Genomic DNA, 19,972 nt, shown 5'->3' on the forward strand with positions numbered 1-19,972 from the left:
CCCGGGAACCGGTGGCCCCGCAAGGCAGCCGCTTTTATGGGGCGGACGGCCTACGGGCAACCCTTTTGAGGCGCCCCGGAGTCGGCCCCGGAAGCGCCACGATAGTGCCATCCGCCTGGATGGCAAAAGCGAGCCGGCGGGCCGCAAACCAGTAGCGAACCGCCATGGCACCGACCATGCCGACCAGCGCGCCGGCCGTGACGTCGCTCGGGTGATGTGCCAGCAGGACAAGGCGCGTCAACAGGATCACGATGGCGTAAGTGAACATGAGGACGCGCAGGCGTGGCCAAAGTGCCGCGACCGCAAACGCCAACGCGAACGCCGTCACCGCATGGCCCGACGGTAGGCTGGTGTAAGCCCCCGTACCCTCGAAGGGAATGAAGTTGAAGGGATCGGCCTTGCCGCCGACGAACGGCCGTCCGCGGCCGATGAGATATTTCAGGATCTCGGCGACGAACACCGACACGGCAACGGACAGAAACAGATATTGCAACCTTGTCCCAAAGCCGAGCAGCAACGCGCGGCGCGTGCCGTGCATCGCGGCGGCAACGAGCGCCACGATCAGCAGAGCAACGCCCAGCACCGAGAGCACATTCTCGTCCTTGCCGAAATCGGTGAGGATGCGGATCGGCCAGAGCGCCGGCGTGCCGCGCGCGGGCATCAACTGGATCTCGGCTCGATCGAACGCAAGCATCAACACGATGACCAGGGCTGCGCCCGCTGCGCTGAGCCACAGCGAATGCCGCGCCAGCTTTCGCGCAGCCGCGGCGCGGCGCGAATGCGAGGGGGTGCGCACCAACTGCGCTAGCGCGTGCCCGGCGACCGTGAGCAGCTGCGCGGGATAGCTCGCATGCGGCACGATGGAGGTAGAGCCCGACATCCTATTCGGTGCCCTCGGAGCGGAAAATCGAGATCGAGATCGCGCGTCCTTGCGAGAAATTATAGCCGTCGATCCGCGCGCCGACCTTGTAACGCAGCCCGATCGCCTCGGCGCGCTGCACGAAGCTGCGTTCCGAGCGCTGCTCGATCAGCGCAAACCGGCAACTCCCCTGCCTGAGAAAATCGGCAGCACCAGACCCATCGGTCAGCAGCGTCTGGGTGCCCGTCAGGAACACGAGGCTCGGCTCGTGATACCCGGCCGACGCCGCCTTCGGCCCGACGCAGGTCACGTTACGCAAGGCACGCGCGACCTCGATGCTCGGAAACAGCGGCGTCAGCGACGGCAGCACGATGCCGTAGACCACAACCGCCAGCATCAGTGCGGCAACCAGCGCGTTGAGCAGCGAGCGCTCGGCGCGGTTGTTGTCGTAGAGCCACCAGGCGAACAGGCCGAAGATCAGCGAGGCGGCGATGAACGGCCAGGCCATGAAAGCCGGCTGCCGCGTCAACATGACGGCGCCGACCACCGCGATGATGGAGCCACCTGCGGGGACCGCAAACCACCAGGCCGAGCCGCGCGCCAACCAGGAGCGCGACAGCACGTTCCGCTCCAGCGCACCGGCGGTGAGGATCGCGATCGCAGGATAGAGCGGCAGTACGTAGTGCGGCAGCTTGGTCAAGACCGCCTCGAACACGATCCAGGACGGGATCAGCCAAGCCAGCAGGAACTGCGCGCCGGGCTCGCGCCGCGCCCGCCACACGGCAGGCGCCGCCATCGCCGCGAGCGGCGCGCCGGGCCAGAATGTGATCCAGAACAGCGCCAGGTAAAGTCCGGGCGGCGCGCCATGCGATTCCTGCGCAGCGAGCTTGCTCAGCATGTCGCCACCGACGGAATCGGCGAAGAAGGCATCGCCCGCGCGCCAAAAGATGGCAACGAACCAGGGCAACACCAGCACCAGCATCCACATCAGGCCCCAGACCGGACGCAGGCGCCACAGCCAGGAGGCGTCGCGGTCCTGGATCGCGAGCGCGACGATGGTCAGGCCTGCGAACATCAGGATCAGCGGGCCCTTGATCAGGATGCCGACAGCGAGCGCGGTCCAGAAGATCGCGGGCCAGCTCCACGGCGGATGCGTTTCGTCCTCGGCGCGCTGCCAGGACAGATAGGCCCGCGCCATCGCACCCATGGCGGCGACCACCGTGAACAGCAGGACGGCGTCAGTCTTGGCGAGACGCGCTTCGACACCGAGCAGCACGGAGGCCGACATCAGGAGCGCGGCAAGAACCGCAGCGCGCCGCGTCACGAAGCCGAGCGCTGTCCAATAGGTCATCAGCACCGCGCCGATCGCCCCGATCAGAGAGGGCAACCGATAGACCCAGATCCGCAATTCAGCCTTCGGCAGCTTCAGCGCCGTCGCGACTTCGACAGCCGCGGATTGCAACCAGTAGATGCCGACCGGCTTCTTGTAACGGACGTCCTCCTGAAAGCGGATATCGACATAGTCACCGCTCTCGACCATCTGCTTGGTGGCCTGCGCAAAGCGCGCCTCGTCACGGTCAACTGGCGGGATGGTGAAGAAGCCGGGCAGGAACAGCAGCAGCGCGCATAACACCAGGAAGCCCACGGCACGGGCGTGGCTGGCGGTGACAAAGTCGAGCATCGGCACGAGCCGGCTGCCCGGATCTACGGGCGTTTTCGGCTCTCGGGGCGCTCCAAAACGGGGAATTGGGTAGGTCTCGGCCATTGGTTCCGCTTACGCTGAAACCGCCATCGCCACAACCGCTTAAGCCGCTCTCATTGAATTCGAATGACAACTGTGTCCGCGGCGCCCGTGGCATCGATCACGGTCAGCCTTGCAAAGCCCGGGCCGGGCGGATCGATCAGGCGCTGGCGCCGTCCGTCGATCTCGCCGCGCGCGGCGCCGTTGACCATGACCGTCATCGGCAATACCCCGCCGGCGACCTTGACCGGCATGGCTGCGGCCTCAGTGCCGCCTGAGCGATCCACGTCGATCCGGGTGCCGTTCAACGGGAACTGGATATGGAGTGCCTGCTCCCCTCCGGTTCGAACAAGCTCCCCGACGGGTCGGAACCGCCGCAACGGCAACGGCAACTTCGCGTTGCTGGCCACCAGGGTTCCTTTGGGCGGTTTCGGCAGCGGAACCAGCGTCTTGCCGCTGCGTGCGAAGGCATCGAACAGGATGGGCGCCGCGGCCACGCGGCCAATCAGGCCGGGAACCGGCGCACCATCGGGCCGACCAACCCAGACCCCGATGGTCATCCGGCCGTCGAAGCCGACCGACCAAGCATCGCGATAGCCGTAGGAGGTACCGGTCTTGAAGGCGATGCAGTTATGGACGGCGTTTTCCGGCGGTGGGGTTCCCAGCAGCACGTTGCCGACCTGCCAGGCCGCGACCTGATCCAGCAGTCGCAGCGGCTCGCGATCGTCCTTGGCCATCATGATCTCGCGCAGCGGCTTGGTGGTGCCGAGCCGGGGGAAACCTGCATAGAGCTGCACGAGATCCTGGAGCGTGACACCGACGCCGCCAAGGCCCATGGCGAGCCCTGGTGCCTCGTCTTTGGGCAGGACCAGATTGCCGCCCGCCTGGCGCAGCCGCGAGGCCAGACGGCTCGAGCCGACGCGGTCGAGCAGCACGATCGCCGGCACGTTCAGCGACATCTGCAGCGCCTTCTTCACCGGCACGGTGCCCTGGAAAGTCATGTCGAAATTTTCCGGGGCGTAGGAGCCGAAGCGCACCGGACGGTCGTCGATCAGGCTGTCAGGGTGAACAAAACCATCCTCGAAGGCGAGGCCATAGATGAACGGCTTCAACGTCGAGCCCGGTGAGCGGATGGCGCGGGTCATGTCGACCTGCCCTGCCCGGCTCTCGTCGAAATAATCGGCCGAGCCGACACGGGCGAGCACGTCGCCGCTGTCGTTGTCGACGACGATGATCCCTACCGAGACGTTCGGTCCCAACGCGATGGCCCGGTCGTGCGCCAGCGGCTCCAGCACCTTCTGGAGATTGGAATCCAGGGTCAGCTTGATGACCGGCGAGTCCTTGACGGTTGCCATCGCGGTGTCGGAGGCATGCGGTGCCAGGATCGGCATCGGCTTGCGTAGCTTTGGAATGGGCACGGACTTCGCCTGCCTGGCGTCCTCCGCACTCACCACATCTTCCTCGACCATACGGTCGAGCACACGATCTCGCGCGATACGGGCGGTGTCGGGATGGCGATCGAGCCGGCGCGTTTCCGGCGATTGCGGCAGCGCCACCAGCAGTGCGGTCTCGGCCAGCGACAGCCGCTTCGGCTCCTTGCCGAGATAGGCGATCGATGCCGCGCGGATGCCTTCGAGATTGCCGCCATAGGGCGCGAGCGCGAGGTAGAGATTGAGGATCTCGTCCTTGCTCAAGCTGCGCTCCAGCTCGATGGCGCGGACGATCTGGTGCAGTTTTGCGTAGAGCGAGCGCTGCCGCCGCGGCTCCATCAGCCGAGCGAGTTGCATCGAGATGGTCGAGCCGCCGGACACGATGTGGCCGCGCGTCGCAAGCTGGATCGCGGCGCGGCCCAGCGCCAGCGGATCGATGCCGTCATGGGCATAGAAGCGCTGATCCTCATAGGCGAACAGCAGCTTCAGATAAGTCGGATCGACATTGGCTTTGGCATCGACCGGCAGCCGCCAGCGCCCGTCCGCCATAGCGTAGGCGCGCAGCAGCTTGCCGTTGCGGTCGACGACCGTGGTGGAAACACGGCGCGCGTCATCGAGCGGGAGAGGTCCGAGGGCGTAGACCCACCCGACGAAACCGATGATGGCGAGGATAAAGGTGAACGCGAGGGCCGAGAGGAGGCGCATGCTTCTGCGCCGCGCTCCGCTACCGTCATTCCGGGGCGGTTCGAAGAACCGAACCCCGAATCTCGAGATTCCGGGTCTGGTCCTTCGGACCATCCCGGAATGACGATAACAAATGTCGCCGTCGCTCATTCTATCACTCACTTCGCCGCCCGCACCTCGACGGTGGCCGTACCGGTGCGACCGTAGCGCGAGGGATTGTACATGTCCTCGACATAGGCCTGCGGTAACACGTATTTGCCAGGCGAGACCACGCGCACGACGTAGGCGACGGTGAACACTGCCTTGGAATCGGAGGCACGATCGACAGCCGCCGTGAAGCGGTCATCACGGAACTCGGTATTCTCGGGCTCCGCACCGTCCTCGATCCAGTCCAGCGTGCCGCTGTCGCCTGACGAGACCAGCTTCGGATTGTCGATCTCCAGACCCGCGGGCAGATAATCGGACACCATGATGTGGCCGTACTCCGGCTTTGCCTCCGTGATCTTCAACACCACGGCGAAGCGTTCGTTCTGCTTGACCTTGCCGATATCGGCGGGTTTGCCGTCGAGCGTGAAGTAGTTCCGCTCGATCTTGAAGCCGTTGGACGCGGCCGGCTCAGGCGTCACCGGCGAGCCGGACACCGAGACCACCGCCTGCACCGGCGCATCGCCCGTGTTGGTGATCTTCAGCGGCTTGCCGCTCAGCGTGTCCGACTTGTAGCTGCGATAGAGCGCGGTCTTGACCGGCTGACCGTCGACCTCGATCGAGAGGTTCTCCTTGGCGAGCGCCCGCGCCGCCAACACCAGCCACGCGTTCTCCTGCGTGGAGGTGTAGGGCGTGAGCCCGCGCGCGGTCTCGACCCGCGCCACGGCCTGCGACAGCGTCGCCTTCGGCGCATTGCCCTCGCTCGCGAGCGAGACGAGCGCCGCGGCATCGCGCAGCTGCGAGCCGTAGTCGCTGCGGCCGAACTCGAGCACCGGCTTTGGCGCGAGGCTGTCGAGCGCTGCGCCATAGACCCGCTCCGCGCGGCTGCGGTCGCCGACCAGCGCCAGCGCGGCCGCAAGCTGAGACTTCGCAATGGGGGTTGCGAGGTTGTTCAACTTGGTGTCCGCGAGGTAACGAAGATCGCCGATCGGCGCTGCGCCATTGCGCGCGAGCACGTAGAGGCCATAGGCGAGATCGCGGCCGCCGTCCTTCTCCGGTTCGTTGCCGTTGACGACGGAGTTGCGGATCCGATCCAGCGCATTCTTGAACAGAATGTCCGGCACCACGAAACCCTTTTCACGGGCGCGGGTGAGGAAATCCGTCACGTAGGCATCGAGCCAGGCGTCATCGCCGCCGGCCGACCACAGGCCGAACGAGCCATTGGAGCCTTGACGGGCCAACAGCCGCTCGATGGCGTCGCGGATGCGCTGGTCGACCTCGGTATCCATGGCGAGATGCGCTCCGGCCGCGAGTTCGTTGACGTAGAGCAACGGCATCGCGCGGCTGGTGATCTGCTCCGAGCAGCCATAGGGATAGCGGTCGAGCGCCTTGAGGATCGTCGCCGCATCGAGCGCCGTCGACAGGCTCGCCGAAACCGAGACGCTGCCCGTGCCCGGCACGAGGTCGGAGAACATGTCCGAGGTCAGCGTCAGGCTCTCGCCCTTCGCCAGCGTCCGGATCGAGCGCCGCGCCAGCACCTGCGTCGCCGCCTTGACGTCGAACGCGTAGTGACGCGCCAGCGCCAGGCCGTTCGGCCCCTTGATGTCGACGTCGAGCGTCGCCTGCCCCGCCGCGGTCGCTTCGAGCGCGAGCGAGAACGAGTTGCGCTGCTTGGCAGCGAGCTTGACGGTGGTGGCAGGATTGCCGGTCATTTTCACCGGGCCGCCCGTCTTCACCTTGATGACGTAGTCGCCGGCCTGCCCCTCGACATTGTCGATCTCGAAATTGACCGTGCCGTGGTCGCCATTGAGCAGGAAGCGCGGCAACGTCGTCGTCAGCACGACGGGGTCGCGGATCACGACGTCGGTGTTGGCGCGGCCGAGCTTGGTTGCGGTCCACGCCACCGCCATCACGCGGGCGGTGCCGGCGAACTCAGGTATGTCGAAGCTCACCTCGGCGCTGCCGTCGGCGCCGACGGTGACGATGCCCGAATAAAGCGCCAGCGGCTTCTGCGCGGGCGGTGAGCCCTGCAGCTCGCCCGCGCCGGCGTCACCGCCGGATTTGATCTGGCCGCGCGTACCCGACATGCCGTCGATCAGCTGCCCATAGAGATCGCGAATCTCGGCGGAGAGCTGGCGCTGGCCGAGATAATAATCGTCCGGCGCCGGCGGCTTGTAATTGGTGAGATTGAGGATGCCGACATCGACCGCGGCAATGACCACCTTGGCGTCCTCGCCTGGATTGAGCCCTTCGAGCTTGACCGGAATCTTCAGCATCGCATTCGGCCGGATCAAATCCGGCGGCGAAAGCTTGACCTGCAGCGTCCGGGCCTGCTTATCGATCCCGAACCATTTCAGGCCGATCGCGCGACCCGGCATGCGCTGGGCGGCTGCATCGAGCGGTCGGCGCAGCGTCGCCACCACATAAGCACCGCTGCCCCAGTCCTGGCCGACCGGGATCTTCACCTGCGCGGTCCCTTCCTTGACGTCGACGGTCTGCGTCGTCAGCAGGCGATCGCCGACCACGTTGACGGTGAGCTTGCCGGCGGTGCGGGCATTGACCGACACCGTCATGGTGTCGCCCGAAGCGTATTGCGGCTTGTCGATCGAAGTCTCGAGCAGGTCTGGCGTATCGGCGCTGCCGTCCGAATACCAGCCGACGTCGAACTGCACCGAGGTCACGGGGCCGTCGGCATCGTTCGACTTCACATCCAGCCGGTACCGGCCAGGGCGCGGCGCCAGGGAGATGCGGGACGGCTTGCCGGCGGCGATCGTGACGTCACCGTCGGCGACACGCGAACTCGACTTGACCGGCTCGTACTCCCAGTAATTGTTCTGACGATACCATTGATAGCGCGACTCCATCTTCAGGAGCTCATAGCGCAGACCGTCGCGGGGAAGCGTCTTGCCCTCGGGCGAGACGAACACGACGTCGAACTCGGCCTTGTCGCCTTCCGCGACGTTCTTGTCGCCGAATAGCGGCTTGATGCCGATCAGCGCGGTCGCGGGCGCGACCGGCAGCACCAGCTTGCGTTCGACGGCGCGGCCGCCGGTCTCGACCATGCGGATGAAGATCTGCGCTTCCTGCGGGCGCGTCGAGGCCGGCTGCTTGTCCAGCGTCACCGGGAAGGTCGCAACGCCATTGGCGTCGGCCTCGGGCAGGTTCTCCAACGGCGTGCGCTCGTTCGAGGTGGTCTGCTCGTCGTCGACGCCGAACTGGTAGCCGGCAAAGCCCGGCCGCTCGGCAGCCGGCGCAATCAGCATGTCGCCCTCGAGCTGGAGGCCGGCCGCCGGCGCACCATAAAGGAAATGGCCGGCCGCCTTGAGCTCTACAGGAGTGTTGGCCTTGATCAGCTTGTCCTTGGCCGACAAGTCGAATTCGATTCTGTCAGGGACGTAGTCCTCGACCATGAACGTGGTCTCGCCGACCGAAGAGCCCTTCGGATCGGTGAAGGCGCGGACCCGCCAGGTGCCGGTCGGGACGGCGGAGTTGAGGGGCACGGCGAGCGTGCGGCCGCCGGCGCCCTGGTCGGACAGGACGGCGCGGCGGAATTCGACGCCGTCGGGGCGCTCGATCACGAGTGTCAGCGGCCCGCCATTGACGGCATTGCCCTGCCCGTCGCGCAGCAGTGCGGTGAGATAGACGGTCTCGCTGGAGCGGTAGACGCCGCGCTCGGCATAGACGAAAGCGTCGGCGCCGGCGGGCACCGGGCGCCCCGCAACGCCGCGGTCGGACAGGTCGAAGGCCGAGGTCTTGAGACTGAGGAAGGCATAGTCGGCCTTCTCGGCGGTGACGGTCAGCATCGCGGGCGACAGGCCGCCCTCGCCGCGTGCGAGTCCCGCTTCGAACAAAACGTGGCCCGACTCGTCGGTCTTGCGGGTCGCCAAAATCTCGTTGTTGCGGGCGACCAGCCGAACCTCTGCCTTGCCGACCGGGTCGGTCGACGCCAGCGAGTTGACGAAGACGTGGATGCCGTCATTGCCGGAATAGGCGGTGACGCCAAGATCAGAGACGATGAACCATTGCGTGGCGAGCTGGTAATCGTCGTCCGAGCCAGGCCCCTTGGCCGCGGCGGTCATCACGTAGACGCCGGGCTGGAGCTCGCCGAGCGCTTCGTCGACCGGGAATGCGGTGGTGACGTCCTGGTTCAGCGTCATCGCGGTCGCCAGCTCGCCGGACCAGACCTTGACGCCCCGCTCGTTGCCGAGATCGCTCAGCTGGTATTTCGAGAGCGTCTTCTGGAAGTCGCTGTCGACCACCGTGTTGATCAGATTGCGATCGCCGATGCGGAAAACATTGATGTTCACCGCAGGCGTGTTGACGCTGACCACGGGAATGCCGCGCTGGCCCGTGCGCGGCAGCACATAGGCGCGGCTGGTGAAGCGCACGAACGGCTTGCGGTCGCGCACATAGATGTTGAACTCGGCCGATTTCGGCAAACCCTCCTTCACGGTCGACGGCAGGCCGGCGCGCAGATTGATATTGTAACGCTCGCCGTGCTTCAGCCCGTCGACGCAGAGCTGCTTGCCCTCGGCCGACAGCGCCGGCTTGTCCTGGCCCGCCAGCGCCAGGAACGGCGCGAAGTCGGTGCGCTTGGCGAGCTCCTCGGAGAACTGGAAGCAGGCACGCGGGCTCGCCGAATCCGAGTCCACGCTATAGTCGAGCAGCCGGAAACCGTGCTCGTCGCGGAGCTTCTCATATTGGCCGCGGACGTCGGCGACCTCCTTGGTATCGAGCGACAGTCGCAGCGAATCCAGCGCCGGCCGGAACAAATGCCGTTCGGCCAGCGCCCTGCCGAGCACGGCCAGCGCATCGGCCTCCTCGCCCGGGTTGCCGGCGCGCATGTAGGCGATGTACGCCGCGGTCGAGGCGCGTTCGAGCAGGAAGGTCTGCTCGCTCGAGCTCTTCGGCATGATCTGGAAGATGGCTTTGGCGAGCCGCAACCAGTTGCCGGCATCCTCCGGCGTGGTCGCGGCGATTTGGCCGAGCACCGACAGGCCCGTGCGGAAATCGAAGCGCTTGAAGGCTGCGTCGGCGTCTGTGCGCAGCGTTGCATTGGTCTTGGCGACAGGGCCCGCCTCGCTCTTGATCTGCGCCTCCAGCTTGATGGCGGAATCGGCCAGATCGTCACGCTTGAAGGCTTTTTCAGCGGCGTGCGTGGCGTTCAGGCCGAACGCCAGCGCGGCGCAAAGTGTAACGGCGCGAACCAGACCGATCATGAATGGACTCCCGGAAATCGCGGACGAGTGCCGCGGCGGCGATAAAGTGCGCGGAAAGGTGACAGACTCAAGGCGATGGAACCAGAGGTGCAAAACGTCGCATTCGCCATGGCTAGGCACGCCCAGAGAAGACCGATCAAGATACCGCCACGCACGCCGTCCTGGGGCGCGGCCAATACCTGACCTGTCGATCGGCGACCGTGTCCCGGAAGCTAACCAGCGTTGCCGGCGACGTGATCCGTCGTCCAGTCCGCTGCCGCTCAACCCGGCACCCTGACACTTCACCGTTCCGTTTGTCGTGGTACAGAGGAAAACGGTTCGGTTCAGACTTGGCGAAACGCCGGATTTTTCATATTGGCATGCTATACGAACAGCCGGCCCCAAGGTGGGGCGGCCCAGGACGGTCCCGTAGCTCAACTGGATAGAGCATCAGATTTCTACTCTGAGGGTTGCAGGTTCGATTCCTGCCGGGATCGCCAAAACCTCGGTCTTGTCGACGAGCGACGGCGTTCATCATTAACGCGCCACTCGCCCTGCCTTGCCGATCCCATGTCTTTCACGAACGCGTGGGTTGGATCGTCCCGGGCTTTGAACCAGACGGAAGCGCCCTATATGCGCTGCGGGCAAGGTGTGCCCGAGAAGGACTGTTAATGCCGCGAACTGAACTAACGAGAATGGGAATTGCCCTCGCGGTGGCGGTCGTTGCAATGTCGTTTCTGGCGCTCGATGCAGTGGACTTCAACTCCGGCGCAATCAAACAGCGCATCGAAACGGCACAGGCGTCCATTGTCCATGTTGCCATGAGCCATCATGACCTCGCCTCTGCCGTCGAGGCCTGGACGCGTCGCGACCATCAGAAGCAGCCATCGGCGATCGAGTGATTCCGGCGCGGCAACGAGCGGCGTTACCATCAGCCGCATGACGATCCGACGATCAGAGCCGGCATTGATTCGATCTCCACCATTCAGCGATCGCCGCCGCAAGGTCACTCCACGGCTCGGTCGGCAGATCTGGGACCGCGACCCGGACGCTGTACCGGCCCGTGGTCGCGTCGTGAAACCATTCGGTCGCGGCGAAGTCGAAGCCGAAGCTGCCGGCGTGGCGGATGGGATGTCCCTTCCGGCTTAGATCGTGGCTCATGGCTTCGGCGGCTTGCCGCGCACTGGCCTCATCAAAAGCATGGCCGGCACGGAGCGTGACGTAGAGACCGTGGGTGAAGTGGAGTTCGGCCGCGAGCGAAGCAAGCTCGCGCGCAAAAAGCCGGGCCGCGTGGCGACCATTGCGCAGGATGGCTGCGACACGCGCCTTCGTTAACGCCCAATAGGCATCGCTGCCGACATAAGGTGGGAAGTGCGCCGGCAGCGCCGCACCGCCGAGGAGCCGAACCGCATTGCTTGTGTCCGCTGCAAGCCGTTCGACCATCGAGCGACCTGGATCAGCGCCCTGCTCGCTCCAGCTGACGAAAACCGCAGAACCGAGCCGTCCGTATTCCGCACCAAGCGAATCCAGCTTGTTGTGGCTTCGCACCATCACGACCGGAAGCTTGCACCGCTTCGTCCAGCGCAGCACGCGCCGGATGCGCCCCGACCGCCCGGCAAAGCACGTCGTGTCGAACACCAGAAGATCGAGCCCAGCCCCGTCACGGCGCAGAACGGCCTCGAACGCGCCGGCAGACACGCACGAATCCAGCAGCAGGATTCGCGGCGTGCCAATCCGGGCAAAGGCGTCCGGCAGCGGCAGTTTCAGGGGGACGAGACGCAAGCTCGGGACAAAGCGCTCGATCAGCTCCAGCGTCTCGCCGTAGGAGCCGGGCAGCACCAGGATATCTCCATTGGCGAAACTTGATGCGGATGCCAGCAGCAGCGTCGAGATCGCGGCCATGCCCGACGCGGAATAGATCGTCCCGCTGATGCAGCCGTGCTCGAGTTCATAGAACGAAGGGCCGGTCACAGTGAGATCTGCTCGCTGGTAGTCATAACTGAAGGCGAACGGACCGCTGGTGGGACAGGCCGAGCCCGACCACGCTGTCTCCGTCGCTTTCCAGTCCTGCAGCGCATGCTCCGCATGCAACATTGCGGCGAGCTGGAATTTTGCCTTGATCACCTCGTCCACCGATCGTGGACGGGGCAAGCGCCGCGGGTTCTTCAGGCAATCGTTCAGCAGCCCGATTTCCCTGTGCTTGCGATCGAGATAGGCTTCAATGGTCTCCATGCGCGTCTTGATGCAACGATCGGAAAGCTTCCATCGCTCGTCAACGCCTGGCGTGTGCTGGAGGTCCAACGGCGGCTTTTTGTTCGTTCACGATCCGACTCCGCTTCGTTCCCCCAGCGCGAATCGAGACGGCGAAATCGCCACCCGGAGAAGTCTTAATGCCGCGTTTCCGCGGTTCGAGTTGATCATGACTGGTCGAGATATTTCCAGGCGATCTCAAAAGACTGTGCACGTAGTTCAAGGTCAGTCATGTCAGGCCAACGTCGGCCGGGGAACAGATGTTCCTATTCCGAGCCTCGGCGAAGCGAAACCTCTGCCGGCCGCGACGAGAGCCAGTCGGCAACATGCAAAGATCGCGTGGAACGGGATCGCAACCAGCGTGTTGTTTGCGGTGAATAAAGTGGTGCCGACCCGCCAGCCCCGGTCGGCTTTGAAGGGCCCCGTGCGTATCCCCCCAAGCACGGGGCTTTCTCATGACTGGTCACAAGGCCCGAACCGGGCAAACCTTTCTGCTAGGCGAAACTCAGTCTCTCCGCTCGTCGTCGCGACGATCGCGGGCGAGCTGATGCCAAGCCAGCGCCAGCTCGATGAGTCGCTGCCGGTCGGCGCCTTCGGACGCCGCCGCACGTTTCATCGCCGCCTCGGCTTCAAACTGTGGGTCGTACTTCGTGCACATCGACGCGACTCTAGCCGGCCGATATGGACAAGTGCGTGGCAAATTCGTCCGTATGATTGCGGAGGGCAAAAGTGGCATCGCTGCGCTTCCGCACGATATTACCGCGATGAATTTTGCGCGCGACCGGCGCGAGAGCACAGCGCCGCCGATCTTCGTATTTTCCTCATTCCGGAGCAATTCCGGCTCCTTCAACGAAACGAGGCGGGCACCGGGCCCGCCTCGTTTCTGTTGGATTGCGCTAAAGGGTCAGTAGCAGGCGCGCGGATCGGCCTGCACATACTGGCCACTCGGATAGCGATAATAGCAAGTGCCCTCGGCCCAATAGTAGCCGGGGCGCGAAGCGGCGGTAGCACCTGCGATTGCGCCTGTCGCGCCGCCGATGACGGCGCCAGCGGCTGCTCCCGTGGCGTTGCCGGACAGCAAGCCACCGAGCACGCCGCCGACGATGGCCCCACCCAGCGCGCTTGCGCCGGGATCGGCCGGCGGCGGTGGGGGCGGCGGCTCATAGGCGACTGGCGGACCGGGCGGTGCGTAGGCCACCGGCACGTCGTCGATATACTCTTCGGAGATGTAAGCGGGCGGACCATCCATCCGCTGCGGATAATAGTACCAGACGCCACCGACGTCCCACCACCAGCCGGAGCGGCCATTGTGGACCTCATGACGCCAGCGTCCGCCCTCCCAGGCAAGATTGCCACGGTAGGCATGTCCGCCCCAGTCGCGCGTCGGTGCGGGGCCGCGAGCGACGTAGCGCCGGGGTCTCGGAGCCGGACCGCCGGCTGCGTGGTGGCCGGGAGCTGGTGCCACATGGGCCTGGCCACCGGGCTGGGGCGCGGGCCGCGCGGCCTGCTGCGGCGGAGGTCCCTTGCGCGTATTCTGGTTGGTCTGGGGCGACGTGCCGGCGTCCTGCCCCGGTGGCTGGGCAGCACCCTTCGGCGGACCTGCGTCCTGCGCTTGCGCTGATAGCGCGAGCAAGGACATGGCTGAGACCATGGGAATAATGATCTTCATGCGGCTGGACGCACTCATGGGTGCCTACCCCCTACCCTCAGAAATTGCCGTGTCCCACGCGCGATAGACGATTCGGATCGCACCTGGCTGATGCCGGCTGACATAACTGACCTGCCCAAATGGCCCGTCAAAATTGACCTGCCAATCCGGCTGTGTCCCGTTACAAACGATTAAGATCACGGCAATTTTTCGTTCGGCGGCCGCCGACCAACACCAGTCTAGCGGGCCGGCTCGATCACGTTGCAATTGCTGCGCCCGGACATCAGGCAGTCCTGCATCTTGCTGGCCGCGGTGAGGTCGCGGGCGAGCCACAAACCGATACCCAGGATAACGGCAGCAATGATCAGCCCTGCGATTGCGCCGCGGCGGCTGTCGCCGGATTGGGGCCTCGGCGGCGCGCTGGGCGTCTCGGTAGGGTCGGACTTGGAATCTGGCTTGGAGTCTGGCTTCGACATAGGAGCCTTGTCGCTCGGTGAGGCCCTGTATCATCTCTGCGGCGTCCCGTCACATCAGACGCAGCCGTCAGCCCCTGGTCGGCTTCATCGCCTCTTTGCGCGAGGTCTCGACCGCCGGGATTGCATGCTGCGCACGGGGTGCACAGCTCGTGAGGATGAACGCGGTCTGGGTGCACTCCCAATTGGCACCCAAAAAGGCGCTTTCGATGGGCTGCGGGCGGCCGGCCAACAGCAGCGTGCCGGCAACCGCCGCTGCGGCGGCCGTGATTGCAAGGGCCTTCGGGCTCAGCCGGAAAGAGATCATGCCCGTGCTCCGTCTCGTTGGGGCGGACGCTAGGCGCCGCCGCTGGGTGCCCTTATGAGGGACATCACAATTCGGCAGTTTTTCCGGGCTACGAAGGATCGGCTGGGTAAGCGATTTCGTTGACCTGATCGGCTGCGATTATGGGTGGCTTCACGGCGCGCGGCGATGTACACGCTTCTGCGTCGCGTGGCGCCTGCTTGTGCCCAGCCGACGTACCAACAGGCAGTGATGTAGGATCGAAAGCGAGGAAGACAAGGCTCGTCGAATGAGTGGATTTAGGGAACCCGGCTTCGCAGACCGGCAAAAGGCGGCGCTGGAAGCCCGCAAAAATCTTTTGAACAAATTCAAGTCGCAGCCGGGCCCTGACGATCCTGCTGTCGCGGCGAAGCGCGCCGAGCGCGAGGCGCTTGCGGCCAAGCGCGCCGAAGCGAAGGCTGCGCGCGAAGCCGAAAAGGCCGAACAGAAGCGCCTGGAGGAAGAAGCCAAGGCCGCCGAAGCCGCACGGCTCGCCCGCGAAGCTGAAGAAGCGATCGCCAGACAAGCTGCACTCGAGGCCGAGCAGAAGGCCAAGCGCGACGCGCGCTACGCCGCCCGCAAGGCCAAGCGGAAGTAAGCGTCAACAAAATTTGACCTGGCGCCCACACGCGTCAGGTCAATTCAAGACCGAGAGCCGGGTCAGCGCAACGCGCGGCGCGACGATCGAGCCTGGGCGGCAAGCGCCGCATGCCGGGCTCGCCTCGTCAACGCGCCCGGCATGATGGGTATCGAATTAGTTCTTCTTCATCATCCCGTCGTCTTTCTTCATACCATCCTTTGACATCGTGTCCTTCTTCATGCCGTCGTCCTTGGACATGGTGTCCTTCTTCATCATGCCATCTTTCGACATTGTGTCCTTCTTCATCGTGTCTTTCTTCATGTCATCCATGGCGAAGGACTGTGCGAGCCCCAGGCTGAGCGTGAGAGCGGCAGTGCAAGCGCCGAGCACGATGCGGGTACGAATGGTCATGGTTCATCTTCCCTTCGAGATTGCATTTGTCAGCGACGGACGCCGCTATCCAGTCTCGACGGTTCGCCAGCCCGCGCTGTTACGCGCTCGTCGATAAATTTTTGCGAGCCTACGCCATCCAGCATTCGGCGTGGGCCGGCGCGCGCATTCGGGAACGGAAGTGTGCAGCGCAGCACAGCCGACACTTGCCGCGGCATTCGATCTCGAACTATCAGATGAGAGAATTTCGGGCGAAGGACCGGCTAGGATGGGCCTACGCGCCCGGTCTCACGAGGCCCGACCAACCACAAGCATCGTCCAAGGGATCACACCATGTTCACGCGCCGCCATCTGCTCGCGACCGCCGTCGCCGCCCCCGCCGTTCTCCGCTTCGGCATTGGCACCGCGCATGCCGCGACCACGCTGAAGATCTCGCACCAATTCCCCGGCGGCACCATCGACAAGGGCGATTTCCGCGACCGGCTCTGCCGCATGTTCGCGGCCGAAGTTGCCAAGCGCAGCAACGGCGACATTGCGGCCGAGATCTATCCGAACTCTTCGCTGATCAAGACCAACGCGCAGTTCTCCGCGATGCGCAAGGGCGCGCTCGACATCTCTCTATATCCGATGCCCTATGCCGGTGGCGAATTGCCCGAGACCAATATCGGCCTGATGCCCGGCCTCGTCACCACTTACGATCAGGGCATGCGTTGGAAGAAGGAGCCTGTCGGCAAGGCGCTGACCGACTTCCTCGCCGACAAGGGCATCATCCTGCTCACCTGGGTATGGCAGGCCGGCGGCGTCGCCAGCCGCTCGAAGCCGATCGTGGCACCGGAAGATGCCAAGGGCATGAAGGTGCGCGGCGGCTCGCGCGAGATGGACATGGTGCTGCAAACCGCCGGCGCTTCGGTACTCTCGGTCCCGTCCAACGAAATCTACGCGGCGATGCAGACCGGCGCCTGCGACGCCGGCATCACCTCCTCCACCAGCCTGATCTCGTTCCGCCTCGAAGAGGTCGCGAAGTCGCTGACCTCGGGTGCGGGCGCGTCCTACTGGTTCATGCTCGAGCCGCTGATGATGTCGAAGGCAATCTTCGACAAGCTGCCGAAGAACCAGCAGGACATCCTCGTCGCTGTGGGCGCAGAGCTCGAGGCCTTCGGCCGCAAGGGCGCGCAGGATGACGACGTCGAAGTTGCCAAGGTCTACGAGAAGGCGGGCGCCAAGGTCTCGGCGCTCGATGCCGCGACCGTCGGCAAGTGGCGCGACATCGCCCGCGACACCGCGTGGAAGGATTACGGCGCCAAGACTGCGACCGCTGCGAACCTGCTCAAGCTCGCCTCCGACGTCGCTGCATGAGCCACGGTCCGCTTCCGGATCGGAACGATCAGGCGAATGCTACCGCAAGGACCGGCCTTGCGGCAGCGCTCGATCGTGGCCTCGCCATCCTCAATCGCGTCATCGTCGTGTTTGCGTCACTGGCGCTGGTCGCGGCCTGCGGCATCCTGAGCTACAGCGTGCTGAGCCGCGCGCTGTTCAAGGCGGCCAATTACTGGCAGGACGAAGCCGCCGTGTTTCTGCTGGTCGGCGCCACTTTCATGACGGCGGCCTATGTGCAGCAGAACCGTGGTCACATCGGCATCGAGGCTTTCGTCGGCCTGTTGTCGCCGCTGGCGAACAGGGTCCGGCTTTGGATCGTCGATGTCGCGACATTCCTGTTCTGCGCGTTCTTCACCTGGAAGTCGTGGACGCTGGCGCATGAAGCCTACGTCGATGGCCAGGTCTCGAACTCGATGTGGTCCCCGCCGCTCGCCATTCCCTATTCCCTGATGGCGCTTGGCATGAGCCTGCTCTGCGTCCAGATCCTCGTGCAGCTGGCGTTGCCTTTCGCTGGAGCCAGGCGTCCATGAGCGTGTTCGGCATCGGTATCGCTTACGGCGTCGCGACGCTGCTCGTGATGTTTTCGGGCATGCCGATCGCGTTCGCGCTCGGCGCCGTCGCGGTCGTGTTCATGGGCATCTACATGCCCTCGGCATCACTCGATACGGTGACGCAGAACGTCTACGAGGAGATGGCATCGATCACGCTGCTGTCGATCCCGCTGTTCATCCTGAAGGGCGCGGCGATCGGCAAATCGCGCGCCGGCCAGGATCTCTATTCGGCGCTGCATGCCTGGCTGCATCGCGTGCCCGGTGGCCTCGGCGTTGCCAACGTGTTCGCCTGCGCCCTGTTCGCGGCGATGGCTGGCTCCTCGCCCGCAACCTGCTCGGCGATCGGCTCCGCCGGCATTCCCGAGATGCGCAAGCGCGGCTATTCCGGCGGTTTCGCGGCCGGCATCATCGCCGCCGGCGGCACGCTCGGAATCCTGCTGCCACCCTCGATCACCATGATCCTGTTCGCGGTGGCCGCGGAAAAGTCGCTGGGACGCCTGTTCCTCGCCGGCATCGGCCCCGGATTGCTGCTGGTCACGCTGTTCGGCGGCTATGCGGTGATCCGTTTCCGCCAGGAATACGCCGCGGCTGAAGCCGCCTACAAGAAGGGCGGCCCGGAAGCTGCCATTCTGACCCGCGACGAATATACGCTCGCCGAACGCTTCAGCGTGCTGCCGCGCGTCATTCCGTTCGTGCTGCTGCTGACAGGCGTGATGGCGGCGCTTTATGGCGGCTATGCCACACCATCGGAGACGGCCGGTCTCGGCGGCCTCTTGGCGCTGGGGCTGATCGCGGCAATCTATGGCGTGTGGCGGCCGAGCGATCTTGGCCCGATCATGAAATCGACGATCCGGGAATCGACCATGCTGATGATGATCATCGGCATGTCGCTGCTCTATTCCTACGTGATGAGCTATCTGCACATCTCGCAATCGGCGGCCGAATCTGTCGTCGCGATGCACCTGCCTCGCTGGGGCCTGCTGTTTGCGATCCTCGTCATGGTCGTCGTGCTCGGCTTCTTCCTGCCGCCGGTCTCGATCATCCTGATGACCGCGCCGATCATCCTGCCGCCACTCCGTGCCGCCAATTTCGACATCATCTGGTTCGGCGTCGTCATGACCATCGTGATGGAGATGGGGCTGATCCATCCACCCGTCGGCCTCAACATATTCGTCATCCGCAATGTCGCGCCCGACATTTCGCTGAGCGAGGTAATCTGGGGCACGCTGCCCTTCGTGCTCTTGATGATGGGCGCGGTGCTGCTGCTGTGTTTGGTGCCGGAGATATCGACCTGGTTGCCGGACGTGGTGATGGGGCCGGATGGGAGCAGGTGACGCTCTCTCCACCGTCATTGCGAGCGCAGCGAAGCAATCCAAAATCCCGCCGTCTGGATTGCTTCGCAATGACGGAGAACTAGGTGAGTGCCCGCTTCTTCTTCGCGTTCAACGCCGTCGCCACGCGGCTCACCGGCGGCTTGCCGAGCACGACGCTCATCGCGTTCGTCGCCGTCAGCAACTTCGCCATATCGACGCCGGTTTTCACGCCCATGCCCTCGAGCATGTAGACGACATCTTCAGTCGCGACATTGCCTGTGGCGCCCGGCGCGTAAGGGCAGCCGCCGAGGCCGCCAGCGGCGGCATCGATCACGCGAACGCCCTCCTCAAGCCCTGCATAGAGATTGGCGAGCGCCTGTCCATATGTATCGTGGAAATGCATCGCGAGCTTTGTGGCGGGAATGTTGGCAGCCACCGCGCGCAGCATCGCCTTGGCTTTGGCGGGCGTGCCGACGCCAATGGTGTCGCCGAGCGATATCTCGTAGCAGCCGAGCTCCCAGAGCTTGCCGGCGAGATCGGCAACCGCCTTCGGCTTGATCTCGCCGTCAAAGGGACAGCCGAGCACGCAGGAGATATAGCCGCGCACCCTCACGCCGTCAGCCTTGGCGCGCGCCAAAACCGGCTTGAACCGCTCGATTGACTCCGCGACCGTGCAATTGATGTTGGCGCGGGAAAAGCCTTCTGAGGCTGCGGCAAACACCGAGACGACTTTCGCGCCCGCAGCGCGCGCGGCCTCATAGCCCTTCTCGTTCGGCACGAGCACGTGGAATTCGGCCCCGCTCAAATGGGCGACGCCACGCAATACGGCATCAGAGCTCGCCATCTGCGGGATGGCCTTGGGCGATACGAAGGCGCCGACCTCGACCGTATCGAGCCCGGCCGCTACCAGCGCTTCGATGAAGGCGATGCGGGCCTGGACGCTGACTGGTGTCTTCTCGTTCTGGAGACCGTCGCGCGGCCCCATCTCGATGATGCGCACCGTGTCGCTCAT

16 protein-coding genes and 1 tRNA gene are annotated in these 19,972 nt (G+C 64.8%); 6 read left to right on the forward strand and 11 right to left on the reverse strand.

Going from position 1 to position 19,972, the window contains the following annotated elements; genetic code table 11:
- Positions 1-34: 34 nt before the first annotated feature.
- The 4 genes from BM374_RS30575 to BM374_RS30590 all read right to left on the reverse strand — a co-directional run bounded on the left by BM374_RS30575 (position 35) and on the right by BM374_RS30590 (position 10,077).
- On the reverse strand, positions 35-880 hold the full coding sequence (locus BM374_RS30575; RefSeq protein WP_092301329.1) for a phosphatase PAP2 family protein: 846 nt from the start codon (positions 878-880) through the stop codon (positions 35-37).
- 1 nt (position 881) lies between these two features.
- Positions 882-2,624 (reverse strand): ArnT family glycosyltransferase, encoded by a 1,743-nt coding sequence (locus BM374_RS30580; protein ID WP_092301332.1) that lies wholly within the window; start codon positions 2,622-2,624, stop codon positions 882-884.
- Positions 2,625-2,674: 50 nt separating this feature from the next.
- Positions 2,675-4,735, reverse strand: a complete 2,061-nt coding sequence (gene pbpC / locus BM374_RS30585; RefSeq protein WP_177248642.1) for a penicillin-binding protein 1C — start codon at positions 4,733-4,735, stop codon at positions 2,675-2,677.
- Positions 4,736-4,872: 137 nt separating this feature from the next.
- Entirely contained in the window at positions 4,873-10,077 is a 5,205-nt protein-coding gene (locus tag BM374_RS30590) for an alpha-2-macroglobulin family protein (RefSeq protein WP_092301337.1), read from the reverse strand.
- Between the two features lie 402 nt (positions 10,078-10,479).
- Here BM374_RS30590 and BM374_RS30595 point away from each other — a divergent pair.
- Both BM374_RS30595 and BM374_RS30600 read left to right on the forward strand, forming a co-directional pair.
- Positions 10,480-10,556: transfer RNA gene (locus BM374_RS30595), tRNA-Arg, on the forward strand.
- A gap of 195 nt (positions 10,557-10,751) precedes the next feature.
- Positions 10,752-10,958: a hypothetical protein gene (locus BM374_RS30600; RefSeq protein WP_244552756.1), complete on the forward strand. Its 207-nt coding sequence runs from the start codon at positions 10,752-10,754 to the stop codon at positions 10,956-10,958.
- 52 nt (positions 10,959-11,010) lie between these two features.
- Here the strand turns inward: BM374_RS30600 and BM374_RS30605 are convergent, their stop codons facing one another.
- The 5 genes from BM374_RS30605 to BM374_RS30625 all read right to left on the reverse strand — a co-directional run bounded on the left by BM374_RS30605 (position 11,011) and on the right by BM374_RS30625 (position 14,734).
- Positions 11,011-12,288: a hypothetical protein gene (locus BM374_RS30605; RefSeq protein WP_092301651.1), complete on the reverse strand. Its 1,278-nt coding sequence runs from the start codon at positions 12,286-12,288 to the stop codon at positions 11,011-11,013.
- 523 nt (positions 12,289-12,811) lie between these two features.
- On the reverse strand, positions 12,812-12,964 hold the full coding sequence (locus tag BM374_RS38845) for a hypothetical protein (protein WP_177248643.1): 153 nt from the start codon (positions 12,962-12,964) through the stop codon (positions 12,812-12,814).
- Positions 12,965-13,210: 246 nt separating this feature from the next.
- Positions 13,211-13,993: a hypothetical protein gene (locus BM374_RS30615; protein WP_092301346.1), complete on the reverse strand. Its 783-nt coding sequence runs from the start codon at positions 13,991-13,993 to the stop codon at positions 13,211-13,213.
- A gap of 200 nt (positions 13,994-14,193) precedes the next feature.
- On the reverse strand, positions 14,194-14,430 hold the full coding sequence (locus BM374_RS30620; RefSeq protein WP_092301349.1) for a DUF2273 domain-containing protein: 237 nt from the start codon (positions 14,428-14,430) through the stop codon (positions 14,194-14,196).
- Between the two features lie 67 nt (positions 14,431-14,497).
- On the reverse strand, positions 14,498-14,734 hold the full coding sequence (locus BM374_RS30625; RefSeq protein ID WP_092301352.1) for a hypothetical protein: 237 nt from the start codon (positions 14,732-14,734) through the stop codon (positions 14,498-14,500).
- A 265-nt stretch (positions 14,735-14,999) separates the two neighbouring features.
- Between BM374_RS30625 and BM374_RS30630 the strand changes: the two genes are divergently transcribed.
- Positions 15,000-15,347, forward strand: a complete 348-nt coding sequence (locus BM374_RS30630; RefSeq protein WP_092301355.1) for a DUF6481 family protein — start codon at positions 15,000-15,002, stop codon at positions 15,345-15,347.
- 156 nt (positions 15,348-15,503) lie between these two features.
- On the opposite strand, the gene BM374_RS30635 is transcribed toward BM374_RS30630, so the two are convergent.
- Positions 15,504-15,740 carry a pentapeptide MXKDX repeat protein gene (locus BM374_RS30635; protein ID WP_092301358.1) on the reverse strand — a complete coding sequence of 79 codons (237 nt, stop codon included), beginning with the start codon at positions 15,738-15,740 and terminating at the stop codon, positions 15,504-15,506.
- Between the two features lie 312 nt (positions 15,741-16,052).
- Between BM374_RS30635 and BM374_RS30640 the strand changes: the two genes are divergently transcribed.
- From BM374_RS30640 to BM374_RS30650, 3 genes are read left to right on the forward strand one after another with little or no spacing between them, the layout of a single operon-like run.
- Positions 16,053-17,075, forward strand: a complete 1,023-nt coding sequence (locus tag BM374_RS30640) for a TRAP transporter substrate-binding protein (RefSeq protein ID WP_092301361.1) — start codon at positions 16,053-16,055, stop codon at positions 17,073-17,075.
- Entirely contained in the window at positions 17,072-17,626 is a 555-nt protein-coding gene (locus BM374_RS30645; protein ID WP_092301364.1) for a TRAP transporter small permease, read from the forward strand. The genes BM374_RS30640 and BM374_RS30645 overlap by 4 nt, the downstream gene beginning before the upstream one ends.
- Positions 17,623-18,981 (forward strand): TRAP transporter large permease, encoded by a 1,359-nt coding sequence (locus tag BM374_RS30650; RefSeq protein WP_092301368.1) that lies wholly within the window; start codon positions 17,623-17,625, stop codon positions 18,979-18,981. The genes BM374_RS30645 and BM374_RS30650 overlap by 4 nt, the downstream gene beginning before the upstream one ends.
- A gap of 79 nt (positions 18,982-19,060) precedes the next feature.
- On the opposite strand, the gene BM374_RS30655 is transcribed toward BM374_RS30650, so the two are convergent.
- A complete protein-coding gene (locus BM374_RS30655; RefSeq protein WP_092301370.1) occupies positions 19,061-19,972 on the reverse strand; it encodes a hydroxymethylglutaryl-CoA lyase in 912 nt (303 codons plus the stop codon).

Origin of the sequence: Bradyrhizobium sp. Ghvi (genome assembly GCF_900115265.1) — a bacterium.
Lineage (GTDB): Bacteria > Pseudomonadota > Alphaproteobacteria > Rhizobiales > Xanthobacteraceae > Bradyrhizobium.

What these genes read in the sequence shown, in the direction of transcription:
- BM374_RS30575 (WP_092301329.1), bottom strand. Translation starts at nt 880, where the DNA reads ATGTCGGGCTCTACCTCCATCGTGCCGCATGCGAGCTATCCCGCGCAG.
- BM374_RS30580 (WP_092301332.1), bottom strand. Translation starts at nt 2,624, where the DNA reads ATGGCCGAGACCTACCCAATTCCCCGTTTTGGAGCGCCCCGAGAGCCG.
- pbpC (WP_177248642.1), bottom strand. Translation starts at nt 4,735, where the DNA reads ATGCGCCTCCTCTCGGCCCTCGCGTTCACCTTTATCCTCGCCATCATC.
- BM374_RS30590 (WP_092301337.1), bottom strand. Translation starts at nt 10,077, where the DNA reads ATGATCGGTCTGGTTCGCGCCGTTACACTTTGCGCCGCGCTGGCGTTC.
- BM374_RS30600 (WP_244552756.1), top strand. Translation starts at nt 10,752, where the DNA reads ATGGGAATTGCCCTCGCGGTGGCGGTCGTTGCAATGTCGTTTCTGGCG.
- BM374_RS30605 (WP_092301651.1), bottom strand. Translation starts at nt 12,288, where the DNA reads ATGGAGACCATTGAAGCCTATCTCGATCGCAAGCACAGGGAAATCGGG.
- BM374_RS38845 (WP_177248643.1), bottom strand. Translation starts at nt 12,964, where the DNA reads ATGTGCACGAAGTACGACCCACAGTTTGAAGCCGAGGCGGCGATGAAA.
- BM374_RS30615 (WP_092301346.1), bottom strand. Translation starts at nt 13,993, where the DNA reads ATGAGTGCGTCCAGCCGCATGAAGATCATTATTCCCATGGTCTCAGCC.
- BM374_RS30620 (WP_092301349.1), bottom strand. Translation starts at nt 14,430, where the DNA reads ATGTCGAAGCCAGACTCCAAGCCAGATTCCAAGTCCGACCCTACCGAG.
- BM374_RS30625 (WP_092301352.1), bottom strand. Translation starts at nt 14,734, where the DNA reads ATGATCTCTTTCCGGCTGAGCCCGAAGGCCCTTGCAATCACGGCCGCC.
- BM374_RS30630 (WP_092301355.1), top strand. Translation starts at nt 15,000, where the DNA reads ATGAGTGGATTTAGGGAACCCGGCTTCGCAGACCGGCAAAAGGCGGCG.
- BM374_RS30635 (WP_092301358.1), bottom strand. Translation starts at nt 15,740, where the DNA reads ATGACCATTCGTACCCGCATCGTGCTCGGCGCTTGCACTGCCGCTCTC.
- BM374_RS30640 (WP_092301361.1), top strand. Translation starts at nt 16,053, where the DNA reads ATGTTCACGCGCCGCCATCTGCTCGCGACCGCCGTCGCCGCCCCCGCC.
- BM374_RS30645 (WP_092301364.1), top strand. Translation starts at nt 17,072, where the DNA reads ATGAGCCACGGTCCGCTTCCGGATCGGAACGATCAGGCGAATGCTACC.
- BM374_RS30650 (WP_092301368.1), top strand. Translation starts at nt 17,623, where the DNA reads ATGAGCGTGTTCGGCATCGGTATCGCTTACGGCGTCGCGACGCTGCTC.
- BM374_RS30655 (WP_092301370.1), bottom strand. Translation starts at nt 19,972, where the DNA reads ATGAGCGACACGGTGCGCATCATCGAGATGGGGCCGCGCGACGGTCTC.